At 44.5% G+C, this 21,302-nt stretch carries 14 protein-coding genes and 2 pseudogenes; 3 read left to right on the top strand and 13 right to left on the bottom strand.

Annotation, left to right across the window (positions count from 1 at the left end):
- Positions 1-279: 279 nt before the first annotated feature.
- Positions 280-528: pseudogene (locus FN808_RS12685) on the bottom strand (transposase); the annotation flags it as partial.
- A 47-nt stretch (positions 529-575) separates the two neighbouring features.
- Here FN808_RS12685 and FN808_RS12680 point away from each other — a divergent pair.
- A pseudogene (locus FN808_RS12680) lies at positions 576-772 on the top strand (integrase core domain-containing protein); the annotation flags it as partial.
- A 601-nt stretch (positions 773-1,373) separates the two neighbouring features.
- Here the strand turns inward: FN808_RS12680 and FN808_RS12675 are convergent.
- From FN808_RS12675 to FN808_RS12620, 12 genes are all read right to left on the bottom strand, one after another.
- The gene (locus tag FN808_RS12675) at positions 1,374-2,249 is read right to left on the bottom strand and encodes a sugar phosphate isomerase/epimerase family protein (RefSeq protein ID WP_142714976.1); all 876 of its coding nucleotides are present in this window, start codon (positions 2,247-2,249) and stop codon (positions 1,374-1,376) included.
- Between the two features lie 160 nt (positions 2,250-2,409).
- On the bottom strand, positions 2,410-3,408 hold the full coding sequence (locus tag FN808_RS12670; protein WP_142714975.1) for a ThuA domain-containing protein: 999 nt from the start codon (positions 3,406-3,408) through the stop codon (positions 2,410-2,412).
- 430 nt (positions 3,409-3,838) lie between these two features.
- Positions 3,839-5,167 carry a Gfo/Idh/MocA family oxidoreductase gene (locus FN808_RS12665; RefSeq protein WP_142714974.1) on the bottom strand — a complete coding sequence of 443 codons (1,329 nt, stop codon included), beginning with the start codon at positions 5,165-5,167 and terminating at the stop codon, positions 3,839-3,841.
- Positions 5,168-5,374: 207 nt separating this feature from the next.
- On the bottom strand, positions 5,375-6,280 hold the full coding sequence (locus FN808_RS12660; protein WP_142714973.1) for a sugar phosphate isomerase/epimerase family protein: 906 nt from the start codon (positions 6,278-6,280) through the stop codon (positions 5,375-5,377).
- A 101-nt stretch (positions 6,281-6,381) separates the two neighbouring features.
- Entirely contained in the window at positions 6,382-7,404 is a 1,023-nt protein-coding gene (locus tag FN808_RS12655; RefSeq protein ID WP_142714972.1) for a ThuA domain-containing protein, read from the bottom strand.
- A gap of 4 nt (positions 7,405-7,408) precedes the next feature.
- Positions 7,409-9,019 carry a RagB/SusD family nutrient uptake outer membrane protein gene (locus tag FN808_RS12650; RefSeq protein ID WP_142714971.1) on the bottom strand — a complete coding sequence of 537 codons (1,611 nt, stop codon included), beginning with the start codon at positions 9,017-9,019 and terminating at the stop codon, positions 7,409-7,411.
- A gap of 33 nt (positions 9,020-9,052) precedes the next feature.
- Complete coding sequence (locus FN808_RS12645) at positions 9,053-12,373, bottom strand: SusC/RagA family TonB-linked outer membrane protein (RefSeq protein ID WP_142714970.1); 3,321 nt, start codon at positions 12,371-12,373, stop codon at positions 9,053-9,055.
- Positions 12,374-12,430: 57 nt separating this feature from the next.
- Complete coding sequence (locus tag FN808_RS12640; RefSeq protein ID WP_185958389.1) at positions 12,431-13,477, bottom strand: FecR family protein; 1,047 nt, start codon at positions 13,475-13,477, stop codon at positions 12,431-12,433.
- Between the two features lie 635 nt (positions 13,478-14,112).
- A complete protein-coding gene (locus FN808_RS12635) occupies positions 14,113-14,718 on the bottom strand; it encodes an RNA polymerase sigma factor (RefSeq protein WP_142714968.1) in 606 nt (201 codons plus the stop codon).
- A 310-nt stretch (positions 14,719-15,028) separates the two neighbouring features.
- Positions 15,029-16,414 carry an alkaline phosphatase family protein gene (locus FN808_RS12630; RefSeq protein WP_142714967.1) on the bottom strand — a complete coding sequence of 462 codons (1,386 nt, stop codon included), beginning with the start codon at positions 16,412-16,414 and terminating at the stop codon, positions 15,029-15,031.
- A gap of 99 nt (positions 16,415-16,513) precedes the next feature.
- The gene (gene eboE / locus FN808_RS12625; protein WP_142714966.1) at positions 16,514-17,734 is read right to left on the bottom strand and encodes a metabolite traffic protein EboE; all 1,221 of its coding nucleotides are present in this window, start codon (positions 17,732-17,734) and stop codon (positions 16,514-16,516) included.
- A 99-nt stretch (positions 17,735-17,833) separates the two neighbouring features.
- Positions 17,834-19,015 carry a 3-dehydroquinate synthase gene (locus tag FN808_RS12620; RefSeq protein WP_142714965.1) on the bottom strand — a complete coding sequence of 394 codons (1,182 nt, stop codon included), beginning with the start codon at positions 19,013-19,015 and terminating at the stop codon, positions 17,834-17,836.
- Positions 19,016-19,262: 247 nt separating this feature from the next.
- On the opposite strand from FN808_RS12620, the gene FN808_RS12615 reads away from it, so the two are divergent.
- Positions 19,263-20,165, top strand: coding sequence for an EboA domain-containing protein (locus FN808_RS12615; protein ID WP_185958388.1), 903 nt, complete (start codon positions 19,263-19,265; stop codon positions 20,163-20,165).
- Between the two features lie 59 nt (positions 20,166-20,224).
- Entirely contained in the window at positions 20,225-21,160 is a 936-nt protein-coding gene (locus tag FN808_RS12610) for a TatD family hydrolase (protein WP_142714964.1), read from the top strand.
- The last annotated feature ends 142 nt before the right edge of the window (positions 21,161-21,302 follow it).

The raw sequence follows: 21,302 nt of genomic DNA, 5'->3' as shown, positions 1-21,302 counted from the left end.
ACAGATTACATATTTCAAAGCGTATTTATTTTTCGGTTACAATATAAAATGCGCAAAACGAATGGCCTTTATTCCTTTATTATCAATATCTGTTCAATGTATATATAGCAATTAGTCGACGGCTTCAATCCATTTTCCATATCCCTCATATCGTTTAAAACACTTCATGTAAGCGTACTAATGTCATTGTTTTCTACTGCGAAATCAATGACCTCCTGGTACTTCCCCACAGAGTGTGGCTGCCCGTTTCCTTGTATAGGATAGCAGGATAATAACTTTTCAGAACTCTTTCGGGGAATTATTTTGTTGAGGGAACAGGATTTGTTTCTTATCCATATGCGTAAGCCTCCGCCCGTAGGCTCGCTGGTTCCGGGTCACATTCCCCAGCAACACCAGCATGGACTTCTCGTCGGGCATGCTTAATCTCATCTTTAGGACCCGGCGAAAACTCCGGTTCAGTCGCTCGATCCAATTACTGGTATAAATCATAGATCCAATTCGGTAATCAAAGTTTAAATACGTAAATCCATTCTGGTATTTTCCTTCAGTTTGGAGCTTGCTAAAATAGTCGTATTTCCGACAACCCTTATATTGAGTCTATCAATGGGAGCTTCCGTGGTTTTTATCCCTGGATGATGCCCGCCAAAAAATTGAGGCTTGGAGAAGCGAATATAACTCCTTTCGGCCTCACAGCCCACTAGGAGATTTAACGCCGAATGAGTACATTCAGAAACATCACATAACGCCCGATTCTCTACTTATGAGTGGGTGAATTATGGGGAGGGGCTCAATATGTACCTACTTTAAAATTGCACATGGCACAGATGTATTGAAAGCCTTTCTTGAAGGCCTCATCATCTATACTTATATATTCAAACGTTTCACTGGCTGCAGTTCTTCGGGTAAATCCCCACTTGGTACTTGAATGAATCATTCGGTGAATCACATTCAATCCATAGCCAAACAGTTCAGCTGTTTAACTCTAATTTTTTGTTGCCTTTAGTAAATCAATCCCCACATTTCCAAACAGATATCTATGACCAAAATGCTGGGATGCCCATGGCGATTTGACTGTATCCACATTTCCCGGTTGAGTTCTTCACCAAAGCAAAGTGACACCAAATAAAAGTCTTGTTCTGCATCATGTATAAATACTGCGATTTTCACTTCGGGACAGAGTCATATATTCCCCCGCAATTCCAGTGTTTTTGGTAAACAGACCATGGTTGCTGGGTAAGTAATTACTATGATTAATTGTTCGGTCTGATAATTGGCCATAAAACTCAGTGAAAACTGAGTTAATAATTTAACATGTCATGGTTGCTTAATTTCATCCACAAAATACATTTAATAGTAATACTTTTCTTTAAATTCTATACATTGCATGTTTCTATCGCTTGTCTTAGTCCGTCCATTGGAGCACGAGTAGGAATAAATTCCTGTCCTACATAGCCTTCATATCCAATTTCAAGCAGAGCTTCCATGATGGGTGGATAGAAAAGTTCCTGTTTGTTATCCAATTCACTGCGGTTAGGAACACCGGCCGTGTGGATATGGCCGATTAGATCGGTACCGTACTCTTTAATCCTTGCGATAATATTTCCGTTCATGATTTGAACATGATAAATATCAAAAAGTATTTTTACATGAGAAGAGTCCACTTTCCGAATAATGTCAGCGCAATAATCAATATCATCACCCTGGTAGCCTGGATGCCCCTTGAAATCATCATCTTTAAATCTTGAATTGAGATGTTCCAGACATACTGTTACACCATGGCGTTCAGCATGAAGAGCCAATTCTTTCAAACCTGCAACAGTATTTTTTGCACCTTCTTCCAATGAAATAACACCTGCATCCGGATTGTCCAAATCACGATATTCAAAGCCTGTGAAAGCGATCACATTAGGTATATTGGCGTCTGCACACTCTTCAATTCGACGCTTGGTTCGTGCAATAACTTCATCGCGATAACGCGGGTTGTTCAGTCCTTTCTCGAAAGGCGGATCGGGCATTCCGTTCACCGACATCCCGCAGGTTAGTCCGTATCGCTTTATCACAGGCCATTGATCAGGCCCGAGTAGATCAATGCCTTCCACCCCGAAATTGACCGCTACCTGGCAAAGTTCATCAAGCGTCCATTCCTCACCGAAAACCATATATGGCCACGATACGATAAGCTGTTTAATACGTCCGTTGCGAACGGCCTTTTCTTTGTTACTTATACTATCAAAAAGTTTGCTTGGCATCTCACCCTCCCCCCATCATGACAGTGGAGTGTCCTGCACTGCTATTAATCATGTCCATTTCTGAGAACTTGGTTTTAAAATTATTGTACCCCGTTGTACTCATAAATTTTTTACACATTTTTTTAGTGTAAATAACGTAAGTATAAATGTATCCAACTCATTAATATTGGTTAGCTTCATCCAACATATCCTGTATAGGTTGAGGATTCCAATCTTCGGGATTCGGATCATCTATGAATTCAGCGAGTTCGAGTACATCGATTGGTGAAAATTGCAAGCCTTCTGGTGGAACTTCAACACCGGCTGACCAGACGATGGCATTGACAACTACCCTTCTGAAATTTTCGACTCCCCAGTTCCAGTGATAGTGGCCGCCAGTAAAACCGAAAGATCGCCCCCCGTTTGACCTTTCATAAGCCCATGCCATGTGCTGTTCTTCTTTATTTTCCAGAACGGCTTCCCGAACATACGGATTATTGGAGTAAGGACCGTCATCACGTGTGGTAAGAGTTTCTTCCGGCGGAAGATCCGTAAGGATGGGTGTGAGTTCTCCGTCATTTTCCGAAAATCTCATATGAAAATACCATTCATCCCGGATAGAAATTTCCCCGACACCATTACTGATCGGATGATCTGGATAACCGGTAATCTTTGTAGTCCAGAAAGGATTTACCGACCAATGGGTTTCAAAATAACCGCCCTGCCATTCCAGGAAAAGATCACCCGCCTCTCCCGGTGGTACCACAACCGCGTAATGCAACGTTACAAATCCTACTCCGCGGTCCATTACCTCCTCGAAACTTTCTAAATGATCCATGATTGGGTGGCCGGGACCACCGTCTGAGTAGATTACCACGGAGTCCACATTATCAAAAATAGAATCGTCTTCAGGCCAATTGCTAATTACCGTAGTTCTGATTCCAATATTTCCTTCTTCGATAGTTGCGGCCAAAAGCTTACTACCGGCTAAGTGTTCGTGTTCGCCAAATCCATGTGAAGCTTTGCCAGCTATAAATAGTATGTGGTGTTCTTCATAAACCCCGGCTTGCATGTTTGATTCATTATTTGTGTGTGCACAAGAATAAAACAAAATTGTAATCAAAAAATAAAAAGTTAGAAGCAGTCGGGATGTAAACATAATTTGATTGACTAAACTCATTTATTTGTTGATTGTGACCATCAACGAGCAAACCCGATAAATTGGGCAACATATGTCATCGTAGAAATAACTGATAAATCAAACTCATCCGAGACCATCATGATGGTTTGACCAACGGCGACTACTCCCAGCACAGAGGCAAGTCGAAGCAGACTAGTTGCATTTACGGTGTTAAAAAATTCGGAACAAATAAGGACGCTAATAGCACTACAACAAGAAATAAATGTAAATACTATACTTCTCTATCGTCATTGTACTAATACCCGCCACTTTCTTTTGACTTCTTCATGAATGACAAATTTAAATATATATTCTTTAGTTTTTCGAGCAAACGATTCCCTCGAGTGCATGTACGTACAGTTGACCCTAACCATCAGGGCAATCAGCCTATACCCCAAATGGGCAACCTTCAATAAGCCACCGGTGAGCATCAGATATTGCTGGTGATTCCGGGTTGGGCACATACAGGATAGACTCCGTTTTCATCTGGGATGATCGGCGGTTCCATGTCCATCCGGCACTCTTCCACAGCTGGGGCTAAGAAATAATCGGAGTTGACCGCTTCTTCCCAGGTAATTTTCTTTCCACTGTAGCATGAAAGCTGACCCATAATGGCCACCAGAGTACTGCGGGCCATGTAGTCGCTGATAATAGGTTCATCGTTACGAATGGCCTTAAATAGCTGATTATGTTCTTCTTGGTAGGGATTTGAGACTTCTTGCTCGTATTCCCACGGGTTTTCCCCGGTGATACGGTTGTTCAACAAATATGCTGTACCCTTGGTACCCTTAACAATACTGGAGTGCTCGTTATAACAGCTCTGTGTGGTTCGGCAATTGGCATAGAGACGAACTCCATTTCCGTAGTGATAAACCACTGAATTATGATCGAACACATTGCCCAACAGGTCTTGTGCCCCTGACCGACCACCCATTCCAGTACAATATTCTGGAGCTATTTCGCCCATTACCCAAGTGGCGCGATCCAGATTGTGAACCAGCGACTGGGTAACATCATCACCTGACAGCCAAGAGAACCGGTATTGATTGCCAAACTGTATCTCCATTTCCGTCATACCCGTCGGACGGCTGGTGTTGCCATAGGGACCTCTGAGCCAGTTCTCCTCAATGCTTGTAATTTCGCCTATCTGGCCTTCCTGAATCCTCCGGATAGTTTCACGTCTGCCCGCATTAAAACGGTTTTGCAAACCGGATACTAGGCAAAGCCCTTTTTGTTCGGCCATTTCTAGCGCCTCTGATACCACCTTGATACCGGCAGGATCTATGGCATGAGGTTTCTCTACAAAAACATGTTTTCCCGCTTCAATAGCTGTTTTCATGTGCAGTGGATGAAATTTTGCAGCATTAGCAATGAGTACTACATCCGAAACTTCTATGGCTTTTTTGTATGCATCTAGTCCTACGAACTTTCGTTCTTCCGGTACATCCAGCTTGTCACTGTGGCGCACGGAAAGAGTTTCATGGGTTTTGTCGATGCGGTCTTTGAATAAATCAGCCAATGCAACAACTTTTACCCCGGGGTCAGCCATAAGGGCCTGATTAGCTGCCCCGGTCCCACGGCCACCGCAACCAATAACACCCACCTTAATAGTGGCGGTTGCCCCGACGTAGGCCGAGGCCTGTATCGGAAGCGATCCTAAAAAAAGCCCGCCGCCAGCCATTTTTCCTGTTTTCTTTATAAAATCGCGTCGGGAGATTCCTGTATGATTTATAGTTTTCTTTTTATTATCATTTTCCATATCTATTCATATTTATTATAGAGCGAATTATATTTTATTTTAAAGGTTCTGCAACTACCCTTAACTGGCGATTTCAAAATACTGCAAACTTTGTTAAATACACCTTAGATGGATTTAATCACTATACCGCCATTATTGGTCAAGTGTTGTTGACTGCTGTTTTTTGTCATACTTGCCTAAGATTTTTTCTAAATACCATAATCACAATTATGTAGTCTCAGGTATACTCAATTCATCCATGGTTGCACGCAACCACTCCAGAGATCTCTCAATCATTGGGCCACCCTTACCCTCACACTCCATACTCAAAACACCCGTATAGCCTGAATCATGCAGCAAAGACAAGATACGCCTAATATTGTCCGCGTTGACACCAGCACCAATTGCACAATGGCTCAAAGCAATTCCGGTGTCCTTTCCTCGCAGCATTTTATCCAGCTCCTCTGACACATCCTTAATGTGCACATGGTTTACTTTGTTGATAAACTCTTTTAAAAATTCAACTGGATCGCGTCCGGCAATATATGAGTTTCCGGTATCCATATTAAGTCCAAGGTATTCACTGTCACAGAAATTTAGCATCTTTTCCAGCATATCCGGATTGGTTGTAAAGTAACCGTGGACTTCAATATTGATCTGTATCTCGTAGGCTTCTGCCACCTCGATAATCCGTTCGAATCCCCGTTTCATCATATCCATGGCTTCCTCATCCGTCATGCTCTCCGGTTTATGTAAACCGTCGGTTACTGCAATACATGGACAACCTGCATGTTTAGCCCATGGGATTGATTTAAGAACATAGGGTATACCATAGAGCGGGCCATCCTTCCCGGAGAGCGGAAAAGCCGCATCTATCTGGGAAAATTGGACATCGTATTCCTCCTTCATTTTATTTTTGAGCAATAGTGGATCTTCGTAGAGTGCAATATGTGGTTGATAACCAAGACCATGAATCCAACTTACACCATCAATAACACCAGGCTCAATATAATGGACATTATTTTCTTTCGCCCATTGGAGAGCAAATTCAAAATTCTTAAACGATGTATTAAAGGCATCTGTGTGAAATCCTATTTTCATTCCCTTGTTTTCTGTTGATATTGAATTATCCATTTCCTTGTTTCCTGTTAATTTAGAGTTGTCAGCTTATGTTGCGTTGGGAACGGCTTGTTCTCCCAAATGTCACTTGTGTTATAGCTGTCAGGTTATCATCATTAATCATCTACCTCCAATTTTGCCGCCCATTGAGTGCCACGCCGATATAGTTCCTTAACGGGGTCGTTCAATGCTTCCAAGTCATGGCCAAGCGGAGAATGGAAAACACGGCCATTGCCCGCTTTATGCACAAAAGCCATTGGATGGTCTTCGTTGTCCATGATGGAAGTTGCCTTAGCCAACACCTGAATTGGGACAGTACCATCAAGGCAGGTGTAGAGTTCATCTATGGTTTCAAAATCCGAAAGTCCCTTTGTAATTGGATGCTCTGTATCAGTTATTCGCACCTTGAAGGGGCCACGTGGATCATGACCGGGAAGATCAGGATTCCATGCCCGGCCGGCGATTTCTGCAAACTCGGTATTCAACTGTCGTGTCTCCCAGTCAATAAAGGCACCACTTGCAAAGTGAAATAGCACCAGCCCTTTGCCACCTTTGATAACCTGTTTGAGATTATTCAGTGCTCCCTGCGGAGCAGGCACCTGGTGATTCTGATAATTCAGAAAGATTACATCATAGTTGTTTAGCTCAGGCTGAGCAAGAATACGCGGATCTTCCACATAACTTACCTCCAGCCGCGCATCTTCCGCCAATATATCGACCAGCGCCGGAGCGGTGCGCTGCCAGAGATGCCCCGGATATTCATGGCCAGTGACAATCAATACTTTTTTTTCACCACCCTGATTTGCCTTGACCACCGGCTTTTCAATGGGAATAAGCTTAGAAATATCGTGTTGTTCAAGAACGGCAATCACTTTGCCAAACTGATTATCGTCTTTGAGTCGTGGAATTACTGCAATCAACGCCTCTGAACCCCGTTCTGCCAACTCAAGTACCGCTGGCTCATAAACATCAGGATCATCGTTATTGATTCTGTCAAATAGTTCTTCGGGGTTCGATTTATCAGCAATTGGAGTACTTTGGTAATACTGCGTAGTCACCATATAACCCAAAGCCGCCAAAACCAAAACCGTTCCTAATAGGAGAATTCGCTTCCCATGCATTTCGTTTAATAACCACATTTGATTAATAGCCAGGATTTTGAGTCATTTCTGGATTTGCATCCATTTCTGATTGGGGAATAGGTAGCAGGTAATTTCTTTCTGGTATGAAATTTCGTTCTTCTAACATTATGTATTCGTCATCCCAGGTAACTTCACCGGTTTGTGAATTCACTGAACCATCTCTACTTCCATAATAGGGGCCATCAATAACCTCTGGTCCAAGATCCCAGCGTTTAATATCAAAGTATCTTAATCCTTCAAAAGCCAATTCAACCCGCCGTTCGCGGCGGATCAACTCTTCGGTCAGTTCAGTGGCTTCAACGTGACCCGCTCTACTCCTAATTTTATTTACATAATCCAAAGCTAAACCCATATCTTGACCTGTCTTAAGAGCGGCTTCTGCAAAGATTAAATAAACTTCAGCTAACCTTATAACCATAATATTAGCGTCATAATTATTCATATCTCCGATGCTTTCCGGTTGCATATATTTTTTCAATTGTTGCCCCCCACGTGAAGCGGCTGCATTTTGACGGTAATCAGGATTAGAAACCATTTCCCCATCACTATTCATATAGTTTTGGTCCAAGGAGTTATAGTACCTCCCATTCCACCAACTACCGGGATGAATTACTGTCATTTCTAAACGTGGATCCCGATTTTCAAAAGGATTATCAGGATCATACTCAGGGTCTTCTGTAATAGGTAATCCATTGGCAGTTTCATAAGCATCAACCATTGTTTTGGAAACACTTACTGCAGACCACCCACCTTCACTCGCAGGAAGGTTAAGTTGTGGTAACATATTGTAATAGTCATCTTGGACATATTGGATTTCTAAAATTGATTCTTTGTTTATTGAGTTATTTTCTCTTAAAAACAGTCCTCTGTAATCCGGGAATAGCTCATATACCCCCATATCTATTACGGCTTTAGCTGAGGCCATGGCATCACTATAATTCTCCATATAAAGCTCCAACCTCGCCTTTAAAGCAAGAGCAGCGCCACTAGTAATGTGCCCCTGAGAGTCAATATTATTCTGTACTGGAAGTATATTACTTATATCTTCTAATTCACTTAAAATGAACTGCTTAACTTCTGAAGAAGGTGTTCTTGACATGGTTACATCTGAAGACTGAATTTCAAGTACAAGAGGAACATCCCCAAAAAACATCACCTTATTGAAATAGTCATAAGCTCTCAAAAATCGAACTTCCGCTTTATATCTCTCTTTAACAGCAGCATCTAATTCCACATCTTCAATTTTAGTAAGAAAGTTATTGTATTTTCTAATACGTTCATAAGTGAACCAATTAGCTACATTACCACTAGCGGGCGCTGTCCAACTACTTGATCTCCAATTAGATGCGCTAACTTGACCATTTATTTTTTGCCTAAATCCATAGCCAAATTGTTCATAACCATTATCACTCATCGCATCAAGAAATAAGATATTTACACCTGATTCCCAGCCATGATAGGCGCCTGTAAGTGCTAGTTCTACATCTTCTTGTGTTTTCCAGAATACTGGATCTGACAATTCATCGCTGGGAGTTACATCCAACACATCAGTACAACCATTTACTCCTAGAGCCAAAAATAATGCTATCAATAAATAAATTGAGTTTTTCATAATGTGTAGTAGTTATGTTATTAGAATATTTCTTTAAAAGTCGATTTCCATTCCAAAAGTATAAATTTCTACCTGTGGATAATATGCGCTCCGACCGTCAGCAGCTTCTGGATCGAAATTTCCTGGAAAGTCTCTTGTAAAAGTCAAAAGATTTTGACCACTAAAATAGAATCTTACGTTTGAGATATTTATTCCTTCCGTCCATGAAACCGGTAGCGTATATCCAAGTTGCAAATTTTTCAGTCTTACATAAGCAGCATCATGTACTTGAAAGGAGCTTAATGGATCTTCATTGTGATGGTTATCTACAAGTGTTCTTGGAAAATATCCCTCCTCGACAACCTGTCCATCTTCAACAATCATACGATCCAAATGCATCGATTGGGCTTTCCCTGCATTTTGGAAAGGCCATTGTCCTCCCCATCCTTGGCCAAGCCTTTTATTAACCCTGTCGGCACCTTGGAAAAAGGCTGAAAAGTCAACACTTTTATAATTAAGCCCCAAATTTAATCCAAAAGTTATTTCAGGAATTGTATTCCCTAATACGACACGATCATCCGCATTGATTTCTCCATCACCATTTTGGTCTTTAAACTTCAAATCCCCTGCTCCTACATTTGGATGATGAACCGGACTATTTTCTGCTTCTTCATCACTCATAAAATAGCCAATCCATTCATAACCATAGAAGGAATTCCACGGTTCTCCTTCCACTCTAATGAAAGTGTCCCCAACGGAAGGATTATCATAGTTTTCTACTACATTCCGATTAAAAGATGTATTAAAAGATATATCATATTGAAAGTCATCCACTGAAGAGAAATGCTCCAATTCTATTTCTATTCCTTTATTGCTCATTGCTCCAGCATTTACAATAGGTGCTGGTAATCCAAAAACTTCTGACACCGGAACATTTGTGAGTATATCATCCGTAAATCTGTCATAATAATTGAGACTTACGGCAAGTTGACTTTGGAAAAACTCCATATCTACTCCTAAGTTCGTTTCGGTAGTAACTTCCCACGAAATATCTGGATTATCAGCAATAAGTTGTGCTGCACCGCTTTGTATAGCCCCTCCAAAAGGATAGTTTTGACCTAAAGAGATAAGAGGCAAGTATTGATAATTGGATATTCTGTGATTTCCGAGTCTACCCCAAGAGGCCCTCAACCTGAGAAAGTTAATCCATTCTATATCTTGCATAAAATTCTCCTTATTGATTAACCATCCAGCAGAAACAGAAGGAAATATTCCCCAACGGTTGTCAGGAGCAAATTTTGAAGAACCATCTATACGTAAATTAGATTCAATAAAATATTTGCTGTCAAAATCATAATTTACTCTTCCAAAGAATGAACTTAATTTAGTTTCTGAGTCATATCCATTATTTGACATGCCCTCAGTTGATCCGGCGTTGAGTGCTGATAAACGATTAGAAGGTAAATTTCTTCGGTATGCACTAGTATATTTAGTGGTTTCGTTTCTATAAGAAGTACCTAAAAGGCCGCTAATGCTGTGAGAATTAAACCCGGTATTAAAGTTAATTATAGCTTGTGAATCATAATCACGATCTCTATTCAAAAATTCTTCAAGAGAATTTGGTCCCTGATAAGTTCCATCTCCGTATTCAAAGTCATATATCTGTCTTTTTCTGTCAAAAGTACTATAATCAATGGCCAAACTGCCTTCAAAAGAAATAGACTTCGATAAATCAGCTTCTAGAAAAAAGGTTCCCAATATTTCTTCCGTTTTTCTAGAATCTGTCCCCCCTTCTTTTAACCACGCCTTTGGATTCCCATCAATATGTCGGGCCCATGTACCATCTTCAAATTTGTCTAATGTCGTAGGAGGTATCCTGGCCATTTGAGCAAAAAAGGTTCCTATACCACCACCCGCGTATGGAGCTGTAGGCATAGTGTTGTGATTTTCTGCAAATGACAAATTTAATCCGACGTCAAGCCAATCATTTACTTGGCTGTCCAAATTAGCCCGCATGTTATAGCGCTCATTTTTTGTATTAGCTAAGAGCCCGTTTTGATCATTGTAACCCAACGAAATACTGTATGTTGAAGCTTTATTACCGCCAGAAACTCTCAAATTATGATCTTGGGTGAACGCTGAACTTTTTAAGAGTGAATTATACCAATCTACATTTGGGTAATTAAAAGGTTCTTCACCAGTTTCAAAAAGTCTGATTTCCTCTTCGGTATACCTTGGACTTATTCCTTCATTCTCATTTGCTTCATTTAACAATCTCGCATAATCGGCAGATTCCAGGAAATCAGGAGTTCCAGTTGGTTGTTGCCAACCTCCATATGTTTTATAAGATATCTGTGGTGAACCTTCTCTGCCTCGCTTTGTTGTAATGAGAATTACGCCATTAGCTGCCCGAGTCCCATAAATAGCTGCTGAGGCAGCATCTTTTAATACGCTAATACTTGCAATATCATTGGGATTGACATTGTCAATGCTTGATTCAATTCCATCAACTACAACCATAGGCTGTGAATCATTCATAGTCCCCAAACCCCTAATTAAAATACTTGCCTCTTCCTGCCCTGGGAGACCGGTAGCTTGAGTAACATTTACACCAGGAATTTGACCTTGCAATAATGAAGATACATTCGTTGCTGGCCTTGAATCTATTTGTTCAACGTCCAATGTTTCAATAGATCCCGTAATATTTTCAGCTCTTGCCTCACCATAACCTACTATAACCATCTCCTCTCCCATAATAGCTTGCGGAGATAATTGAATATCAAGCTCATCTTGTCCATTAATGGGAACTTCCTGTTTCTGGTACCCTATGTAAGTGACTATTAATGTATCCTGTAAAGAAGGTACTGTTAGTTCAAACTCCCCATTTGCATCTGTAGATGCACCTGTTGAAGTTCCTTTGACCAAAATATTCACGCCTGGCAGGGTTTCACCAGACTGGGCGTCGGTAACCGTACCCCCTATATCTTCCTGATTTTTTTCAGGCTGCTCGGGCTTTGTCTTAGCTAACAGGACATAGGTCTGCTTGTCAATGCGCTGAAAAGTAATACCAAGCTGTTTTAAAATTTCAGAGAGTTCCTGACCGGTTTTTTCGTCGATCCTGATGAAATCTTTTTGTACATACTTGTCCATCATCACCTGATCTTTATACAGAAAAGTCACATCAAAATGATTTTCCAAGGTTAAAAGAAAATCAGATAATAAAACCTTACCTTTCTTGTCCTGTTCTATACCATTAATATCGCTGCTGGTGAGCATTATTTTCTCATCATCTGAGGAAGATGAGCCCTGTGCCAAGGCCCCCCGCATAACAAATAGCACTATAAGTCCCATCATAATCCATCGTAGCTTTTTCATATCTATCCCGTTTTATTGAATTGTAGCTTCCCGTTTGATTTAGTTACACCATTCTGATTATTTCATTCCGATCAACAGCTGGTTCTCGTGCTGACTAATATCTGTTTTCAATACTTCTTCCAGTGCTTCTTTTAATACCTGTAGACTAGTGCTTTTGATAGACCCTGAAAGTGTTTCATGCTTCAAATATTTCCCCAACACCACTTCCACCCCAAAAATATCTTCGATGCGTTCGGATACCGCTGTCATGGGTGCGTGTTCAAAAATGAGTTTATTCTCGGTCCATGAGGTGTAAAGCTGCGTATCTACTTCTTTAACGGTAATCTTATTATCGTGGGACTTAAACCGAGCCAGTTGGCCGGGCGTTAGTTCATAGTCTGTGGTTGAACCCGTATTTATAGCTATCTTCCCCTCTTCCAAAACGGCTTTTGTTTCATCCCGGAAAGTGTTTACCACAAAGCGTGTCCCCAGTACCTGGATCGACCCGTCACCGGTTTGAACGGTGAACGTCCGCTGGTCTTCATCTTCCAGATGGGCAATATTAAAATAGGCTTCACCCTCCAACCGAACTTCGGTGTTGAGCCCCTTTTCAACAGTGGATGAAAAGGTGAGCGACGAATTCCCGTTGAGGGTAATCCGGGATCCATCACTTAATTTAAAGGTGAGCTTCTCGCCGTAATCGGTGTGATATTCTTCTATCTTCGGGATTTCTACGATTTCAGGTTCCGTCAACCCATCTGTTTTATTGGTATAGTACCCTATCAGCCCCCCCAGTATAACAGCTATCATAATAGCCGCCGCTGCGGACCATCGACTTATGACACGATAGGGTTGGTTATCACGACCAAAAGTAAAAATCACTTTTTCCCATTGTTGCCGGCTCTCATGCTCATCAATAACCCGATCCATTCTTTCCAGCTCTTTTCTGGGATCCGGAATATCATATTCGTCATCTACGGCCATCACAATCTCTTTGGCTTCCCGAACGAACATCTGATGCTCAGGTGATTCGCGTAGCCACCGGTCCCACTGCTTCTGTTCCTCTACCGAGCACTCGTCTCGCAACCATAAAACAAAGGAACGGTCCGCTAATAAATATTCCAACCTGTTACCCATTCTCACTTCTAATTGTTTTTTCCATTTCACTTATGTAGAAACAGCGCGATAGCAGATGTCCCGTACAAAATTCTCCTAAATTTTAAAGTCAGGGAAGAACTCAATCTCCCCTGACCTGCTATAAGGGTTACGAAGACTGTACAAACGTATATGACGCCTGAACAGCAACCCTATGGTGAGTTCGTAGGAATGATAGTCAACCTATATATGGACCATATAGGACTATCATTTATATAGAGACGCTCCTGTTCCCATTGTCCCGGAATAGTCATCCCACCATCATGCTTCAGCTGCCTTTGTGGATGCAAAACAAAAATCCGTGCTCCAAAACCATGCCCTCTCTGCGGGCTGCACTCACCCGGTGGTGCTGACAATCCCCCTTGACGCTGATGATGATTGATCGTCCACCCTTAAAACAGAAAATGCTCATGGGAAGGTGATGTTTACCCGTGTATAGGTCAGGCGCAGTACCGTAGGCAGAACATCGGTCGAAATAAAACAGCAGCTGGCCACTTTCCCGGCTTCGGTCCCTCTTGAGGAACAGCAAGGACAAGATTAGATCATTCGCCCTCACAGCGGCGGAAAAGAAGAATCTCAGAGGGCCTATCTGCTGCAATAAAAAGCTACGGCCCGTCAATATCCTTTATGAGGGCACGGATCTCGTTTTTTAACCGCTTGGTAGCTTCATAAATAAGATTTCGGATTCGTTTGTCGGAGAGGTCCATTATCAAGGCTATCTCTCCGTTGCTCATCCCACTGTCGACCCGCAGCAGGAGTGCTTCCTTTTGCCTCGGGCTCAGCTGCTGAAGGGCATTCTGAAATAATTCCTGTCGTTTCTTCCGCTCTTCCTTGAAAATAATGAGTTCTTCAACGGAAAAGATATGCTCAAGTTCTTCTTCTATAAAAGCCATATTCCGCTCTCTTCTGGCCTGCTTCCGCTTTTTGTCCCGGAGGAGGATGCGCCGAAGAGAAACATACAAATAACCATCCACGGACCGGGGACGACTTAATGTTTTTCTTTTTTTCCAGAGCCGGAAAAAAAGCTTCTGTATGCCATCTTTTACCGTTTCTTCACTGGACGCAAAGTGCATGCCATAGCGAAATAACTGCTCATAGCAGCGCAGGAATAATATTGAAAACGCTTCTCTGTTACTCTCACTGAAAGCCGCCCACAGTTCTTCTTTGTCCCACAGCTCCCACTCACCACATCCTTCTGATTGATTATACATTATCCACCCTTCCCTTAGATTCCCTTATAGCTATCCCTTAACTATACAGAAACATCCCCTCAGATAATGTCCCGGATTTTCTGCAATTTTTTTAATCTAACCAATAAATTTTTAAAAAAATACTCAATAGCCGGGCTGAGGCCCTGATAGTGAAGAGAAAGGGGCCCATTATTGGCCAAAGCAGAAGCAGTTTGGACAGAATAGCCTGTTGAGAGCAGACCGGAAGGCGGGATTGCGACCTGTTGCTATCAGATGTTAGCAATGCTGGTAATTGTTGCAAAATCAATACCGCAAAAAGCGACTTCTGTACCTATGCCGGTTCATCCCCAAAAAGATGGCGCAGAATCACCTGCTGAATATCAGTGGGCTGAAGATAATATTCGGGAATATGTTCTTGCTGCCTGGAGGCCAGCAGCGGACTTGTCTCCGGCTTGGATGAGATCCGCCCGTGCGATCCTTTCACGCCCTCTCCATTGGTGGGAATCAGATCCATGATATACCGGAAGCCTAATTTTTTTTGTAGCAGCCTTAACCCGGCTTTAAGTTTGGGAAAGGGGATGCCCGGGTCCAGAAGCATCTCTGCGGGATCATAGCCGGGCTTGGCATGAATATCAACGGTAGGTGCAAAATCGGGTGCCTTGGCATCATCCAGCCAATAGTAATAGGTAAACCAGGCTTCCGGCTCTGCAACAGCTATCAGCTCACCCGACCGCTGATGGTCAAGATGGTATTTATTTTTTTCCTTTTTGCCTAAAATGGTTTCCACACCGGGTACTTCTTCCAGCATCCTTTTCACCGGCTCAATGTCTGTGGGATCTTCAATGTAGATATGCGCAACCTGGTGATCTGCCACGGCAAATGCACGGCTGGCCCCGGCATCCAATACTTCTCCCCCCAGCTCTTCGCGCACGGTGATGAATCCTTCTTCCCGCAATACGCGGTTCAGGGAAACAGGCTGGTTAACCGAGGCAATGCCGTATTCAGAAAGGACCATGACCTGGGTATCCCGCTCTTCGTAATAAGTGATCAAATCTTCACAAACCTGGTCAATTTCCCTGAGATCTTTTTTTATTTTGGAAAGATCCGGACCTATCCGCTGCAGGCAGTAATCCAGATGGGGCAGATAAACAAGGCTGAGGGTGGGGTCATATTCCCCGGCAACCATTTTCGCCGCCTCCGCAATCCACTTGCTGGAGGCAATAGTGGTATTGGGTCCCCAGAAATTGAACAGGGGAAACGGTCCCAGCCTATCCTGCAGCTTGTCTCTCATGGTCATCGGCCGGGCATAGACATCCGGCACCTTCACCCCGTCCTTGCGGTACATCGGGCGTTCAATAGCAACATAATCGGCACCCGAATAGGTGGCATATCGCCAGAAGAGGTTGGCACAGGTAAAGTCCGGATTACGCTGCCGGGCCAGGTCCCAGACCGCCGGCTGCTGAATCAGCTTTCCTGAACGCATCCAGAATCGGACTTCGCTGGTATCCCTGAAGTACCACCCGTTTCCAACGATGCCGTGTTCGCCAGGCATGGTCCCCGTCAAATAAGTCGCCTGTACAGAGCAGGTCACGGCAGGCAGCATTGATCGTACGGTAACCGATTTCCCCTTCTCAAACCACTGTTTCAAAAAGGGGGTATGTTCGCCAATCAGATCGGGCGTAAGCCCCACTACATTCAATACAGCCGTCTTGTTCATGTCTATCTGCTTTTATGGTCCATGGTATTATCTGTTAAACGAAAAATCACCGGACAGAGCAGCGCTTACCCCGGGAAATTAACCTCGGGCAGAGCAATCTCAATGATCCCCGAATGCCGCAATAACCCACTCAAACTCCCGGGCTATGGATTCCAGTGAGTCTTTTTTGAGTTCTTCCGGGAGAATCTCCCAGGTATAGGTTTCAATTTCAAAATGCCGGCACTGACCGGTAGCCTTTAAAACCTCCAGGCTCTGCGTGATATCCCGCTGGGTGGCGTTGAGTTGTTCAAAGGAATCCACAAATATGGGAACATGGTAATGAATCCGCCACTCCCGGGCCTGTTCATCAAATATATGCGGCAGTGCCTGATCAAGGTCGCGGTACTGCCTGAAAGAGCCATCTTCCCGGCGTTCTATCACCTGGTGCAGGTAGGTGGATTCCACGAACTTACGCAGCTCATCCCTGATCTGGCGACGCCCCACCGTCGTCTCGGGCAATACGGCCTTCAGGGCCGCGCTAACCTGTGTCTTTCCTATCTTGATGCCAGCCTCTTCAAATTGCCTGAGGGCCTGCCGGGGATTTTCATACTCCAGAGCAAAGTGACAGGTATCATAGCACAGCCTGACGTGGTCTCTAAGAATGGTTTCGGCTTCTTCCAGGCTGATTCCGCAGCTGTTTTCCAAAAACGTACTGCCTATTGGCAACAGCCAGCGGTTGAAAAAGTCAATGGTTTCCGGGGTATTCTCTATCAGGCAATCGGGCTCGGGCTCGATATCAACATGAAGAATTTTGCCGCTTTCCTCCCGGATTTTGGCCAGGGCCCAGGCCACACGGGCCAGATTTTTGCTTCCTTTCCGGCAGGCCTGTTCCTTCAGCGACGGCTGCTGCAGCCAGTATTTGTAGGATACCGGAGAAGTTGAAATGCCACCGTCCATTCCTTCAGGTAGCAGCTCAGCCAGAATATGAGCCAAATTTATCGTATAATTTAGGCGTTCTTCGGTTCGCCAGTCGGGTGCATACACGAGGTCCTTGACGCGCTGGTGGTGAAAATCACCATATGGAAAGCCGTTCATAGTAAACACATAGCACTGCCGCTGGTTCAGCCACTGTTTAAACTCTTCCAGGTGAGCATCCTGCAACTGCCGGGCGGCCCGGGCCGACAGGCGAAGTCCAATGCCAAAGTCCCTGTCCGGCGACAGCCGTCGCTTGAGCTCGGGTACATGAGTTTTGAGCTGCTCGAAAACATCATTCCACTGTTCACCGGGATGGATATTGGTGCAATAGGTAATGTGATACGACGGATAGTTCTTTAGCTGCATTGCTGTAGGTTACTTATATTTTCGCTGTTGATCACTGGAGGTTTGTTATATCTCAGATAACGTCAGGAGAACACATATGACTATGAACAGCCAACAGCTCTAAGCTTCAACTCCCTGCTCTTCAAAGGACTGCAATTCTGCAATCGCCTTACGATAGAGGCCATAATCGACTTCGTGCACCTCGCGCCCCTTGCCTATCTCATCCAGCAGCATGATGGTCAACTCACCGCCCAGGTGCTCGCGAAATTCTTCCAGGCCGTGGAAAATCGATTCCGGATTTTCGGGATCATCCACCTCATGGGTCAGCTCGGGAATAAACAAGCGGAAGCCGGCTCCTTTCAGCATGTGTAAGATGCGCTGGCACGCAGCAGCCGACAGCATGCCGGCGAAGGTGGAATAGATGCAATCCAGTGCCAGCCCGATAGCCACCGCCTCCCCGTGGCGCAAATGATAGTTGGTCAGCTGTTCAAGCTTGTGGGCCGACCAGTGTCCGAAATCAAGGGGGCGGGAGGACCCCATTTCAAAAGGATCGCCCGAAGTGGCGATATGCTCCATATGCAGCTCGGCACAACGATAGATGAGATGATCCATCGCCTCCTCATTGCGGCCGTCCAGTACCGCCGCCTGATCTTCCAGGAATTCGAAGAAAACAGCGTCTTTAAGCAAGGCCACCTTGACGGCTTCCGATATCCCGGAACGCCAGTCGCGCTGGTCGAGTGTCTGTAAAAAAGCCGAATCATTCAACACCGCAAAGGGAGGAGCAAAAATGCCCAGAAAATTCTTTTTCCCAAAAGCGTTAACCCCATTTTTCACTCCTATTCCTGCATCGTTCTGAGCCAGCACGGTCGTAGGTACCCTGATCAATCGTATGCCCCGGTGGGCAGTGCCGGCGGCATAGCCAACAGCATCCAATACCGCCCCTCCTCCAATGGCGGTCACATAAGAATGACGGTCCAGGTTAGCCTCATGAATAGCCTCATGCAGCTCTTCGATGATTTCCGGATCATTTTTTGCGGCCTCACCGCCGGGAATGATCTGCAGTTCCGGCACCAGTTTAAAGGCCCCGGCATGGGCATGGGCATAAGCCTTGATTTTATTTGGCAGCCCGGGATGGTGGTCAACGACTCCGGCATCGATGACAAACAAGACATTGCGCGCTACTTCCGGCGAGGCTTTTTGGATAATATCTGAAAAGAGTGGGTTGCCATTATCAAAAATCCCCTCGGTGAAGTGAACATTGTAGGTAAAGGAAACAGGTACTTTTTGCTCTATAATTTTCATAATAAGCGAACCTATTTAAATAGCGCTATAAGTGCAACAAAAATCGATTGTAAAAAAAGGAGGTTTTGCATTTTTTTATAAAACCGATGCAAAGATGGTAATATTATGTGAAATCCGATAATTTTGAGTGGAATTTCTTTGAAATCATCCTTACAGTAGGTTCCCGGCGGCAAGTCTCAGGGACCGTTGATCTTCGCAAAAAATCAGGCTGTATTCTCACATTAAACCCAAGAAAAAAAATAGTACGATGGCCAACTCTCAACAGCAAATTAACTTTTCCACCTTGCGTTCAACCATTCATACGTGGCTTGAGAACCGGCTGAGCAGCGAAGCACTGACCTGGATAACTGAGACAAGTGAAAAACTCGAAATGGGAACTGAAGACTGGGAGTTCTTCGCATCCTTCAGCGGCGTGCCCCAAAAAACGGGAAAAGAACTGCTTGAGCTCTCCGAACAAGAGGGCAAACAAGCAGAAAATTTGCGCAGGGGCTGGCAGCCGGAACACTGGTCGGTGGATCAGCTGGGCCGGACGTACCTGGTGTTGAGTATAGCGAACAAGGGAAAGGACGACTTTCTGGATATCCTGGAAAAAACATTTATCTCCAGCGACATGAATGAGGCCATCGCTCTGTACCAGAGCCTGCCGGTTCTGCCTCATCCCGAAGATCTGACCAAGCGGGCTGCCGAAGGAATTCGCAGTAATATAACCTCCGTATTCAATGCTGTAGCCCTTCGCAATCCCTATCCGGCCGATTTTATGGATGATGGCGCGTGGAATCAGGTCGTTCTGAAGGCCCTGTTTGTTGAAAGCCCCCTCTACCTTATCGACGGCATCGACCGGAGGGCAAATGAAAAGCTGGCCGGGATGCTCGCAGACTATGCTCACGAGCGCTGGGCAGCCGACCGAAGCGTATCACCGGAGCTCTGGCGACCGGTGGGACCTTTTGCCAAAGGGGATACGATTGATGATCTCAAAAAGGTACTGACCCATGATGATGAACTTCAGCAGCAGGCCGCAGTGTTAGCCTTGTCGGCCAGCCCCTCGGACCAAGCCCAAGCGCTGCTCGATGAACATCCGGAAACGGTTGACAAAGTTAAGGAGGCCGGAATTGACTGGAACACGATTGGGGTCCGGTTTAATAAGAAGTAAAAGCAATTGCACTAGCTGCAGAATATTCTACATAATTTGAAACAAAGTATCTTATCACTATGTCTATTGATGAAATGAAATTTATCGACCCGCATGTTCACATGGTTTCCCGAACAACCGATGACTATGAGGCAATGCGCCAGGCCGGTGTGGTTGCCGTCATTGAACCGGCTTTCTGGCTGGGACAGCCCCGAACAGATGCCAGTTCCATGCTTGACTATTTCAGCATGATCGTAGGCTGGGAGCGATTTCGCGCTGAGCAGTTCGGCGTGCGGCACTATTGCACCATTGGCCTGAATGCCAAAGAAGCCAATAATGAACAGCTGGCAGAGGATGTGATGGAACTGCTCCCTCGTTTTGCCAACAAAGAAGGGGTCGTTGCCATTGGTGAAATCGGCTATGACGACATGACGGATCTCGAAGAAAAATATTTTCACCTGCAGCTTGAACTCGCCAAGAAAATGGATAAGCTGGTTCTCATTCATACCCCCCACCGCAATAAGAAGCAGGGAACCAGTCGAAGCATGGACCTGTGCGAGGAACACGGCCTCGATCCTTCCAGGGTTATTGTTGATCACAACAATGAGGAAACTGTTGAAGAAGTACTCGACCGAGGTTACTGGACCGCCTTCACCATCTACCCGGGTACCAAGATGGGCAACGAGCGCATGGTCGATATTGTCAAGCAGTATGGGACCGAACGAATTTTTGTAGACAGTGCCGCAGACTGGGGCAAGAGCGATCCTCTCGGGGTTCCCAAAACAGCCCAATTGATGCTGGATCGCGGCATCAGCAAAGAGGATGTCCAAATAGTCTGTTACCAGAATGCTCTCGATGCCTATAAACAGAGCGGGCAGATGAAAGAGGAAGACTGGCTGGATCGTCCGCTGATCGACCAAAGCAAAACATACGGGGGCAATACGGTATTACGAGGCGGTTCAAAACCGTTTATCGAAAAGGAACATCCGGACGAAGACGATATCATCATCGAATAGACCCGGCTGGAACAGCCATTGACTATGACACAGGGAATCTCACAATTTCGGCTTTCAGGGATCCACTGATGCCTGATCTTTACGTCTTTGAGATTTTGAATCCCTCGTAGTTGCTCCGGATAACATGTTGATCCGCTGACTG

The organism is Fodinibius sediminis (assembly GCF_900182555.1).
Lineage (GTDB): Bacteria > Bacteroidota > Rhodothermia > Balneolales > Balneolaceae > Fodinibius > Fodinibius sediminis.
Note: the sequence above shows the minus strand (reverse complement) of the source record. Positions and strands in the feature narration are given on the sequence as shown.

What these genes read in the sequence shown, in the direction of transcription:
- FN808_RS12675 (WP_142714976.1), bottom strand. Translation starts at nt 2,249, where the DNA reads ATGCCAAGCAAACTTTTTGATAGTATAAGTAACAAAGAAAAGGCCGTT.
- FN808_RS12670 (WP_142714975.1), bottom strand. Translation starts at nt 3,408, where the DNA reads ATGAGTTTAGTCAATCAAATTATGTTTACATCCCGACTGCTTCTAACT.
- FN808_RS12665 (WP_142714974.1), bottom strand. Translation starts at nt 5,167, where the DNA reads ATGGAAAATGATAATAAAAAGAAAACTATAAATCATACAGGAATCTCC.
- FN808_RS12660 (WP_142714973.1), bottom strand. Translation starts at nt 6,280, where the DNA reads ATGGATAATTCAATATCAACAGAAAACAAGGGAATGAAAATAGGATTT.
- FN808_RS12655 (WP_142714972.1), bottom strand. Translation starts at nt 7,404, where the DNA reads ATGTGGTTATTAAACGAAATGCATGGGAAGCGAATTCTCCTATTAGGA.
- FN808_RS12650 (WP_142714971.1), bottom strand. Translation starts at nt 9,019, where the DNA reads ATGAAAAACTCAATTTATTTATTGATAGCATTATTTTTGGCTCTAGGA.
- FN808_RS12645 (WP_142714970.1), bottom strand. Translation starts at nt 12,373, where the DNA reads ATGAAAAAGCTACGATGGATTATGATGGGACTTATAGTGCTATTTGTT.
- FN808_RS12635 (WP_142714968.1), bottom strand. Translation starts at nt 14,718, where the DNA reads ATGTATAATCAATCAGAAGGATGTGGTGAGTGGGAGCTGTGGGACAAA.
- FN808_RS12630 (WP_142714967.1), bottom strand. Translation starts at nt 16,414, where the DNA reads ATGAACAAGACGGCTGTATTGAATGTAGTGGGGCTTACGCCCGATCTG.
- eboE (WP_142714966.1), bottom strand. Translation starts at nt 17,734, where the DNA reads ATGCAGCTAAAGAACTATCCGTCGTATCACATTACCTATTGCACCAAT.
- FN808_RS12620 (WP_142714965.1), bottom strand. Translation starts at nt 19,015, where the DNA reads ATGAAAATTATAGAGCAAAAAGTACCTGTTTCCTTTACCTACAATGTT.
- FN808_RS12615 (WP_185958388.1), top strand. Translation starts at nt 19,263, where the DNA reads ATGGCCAACTCTCAACAGCAAATTAACTTTTCCACCTTGCGTTCAACC.
- FN808_RS12610 (WP_142714964.1), top strand. Translation starts at nt 20,225, where the DNA reads ATGTCTATTGATGAAATGAAATTTATCGACCCGCATGTTCACATGGTT.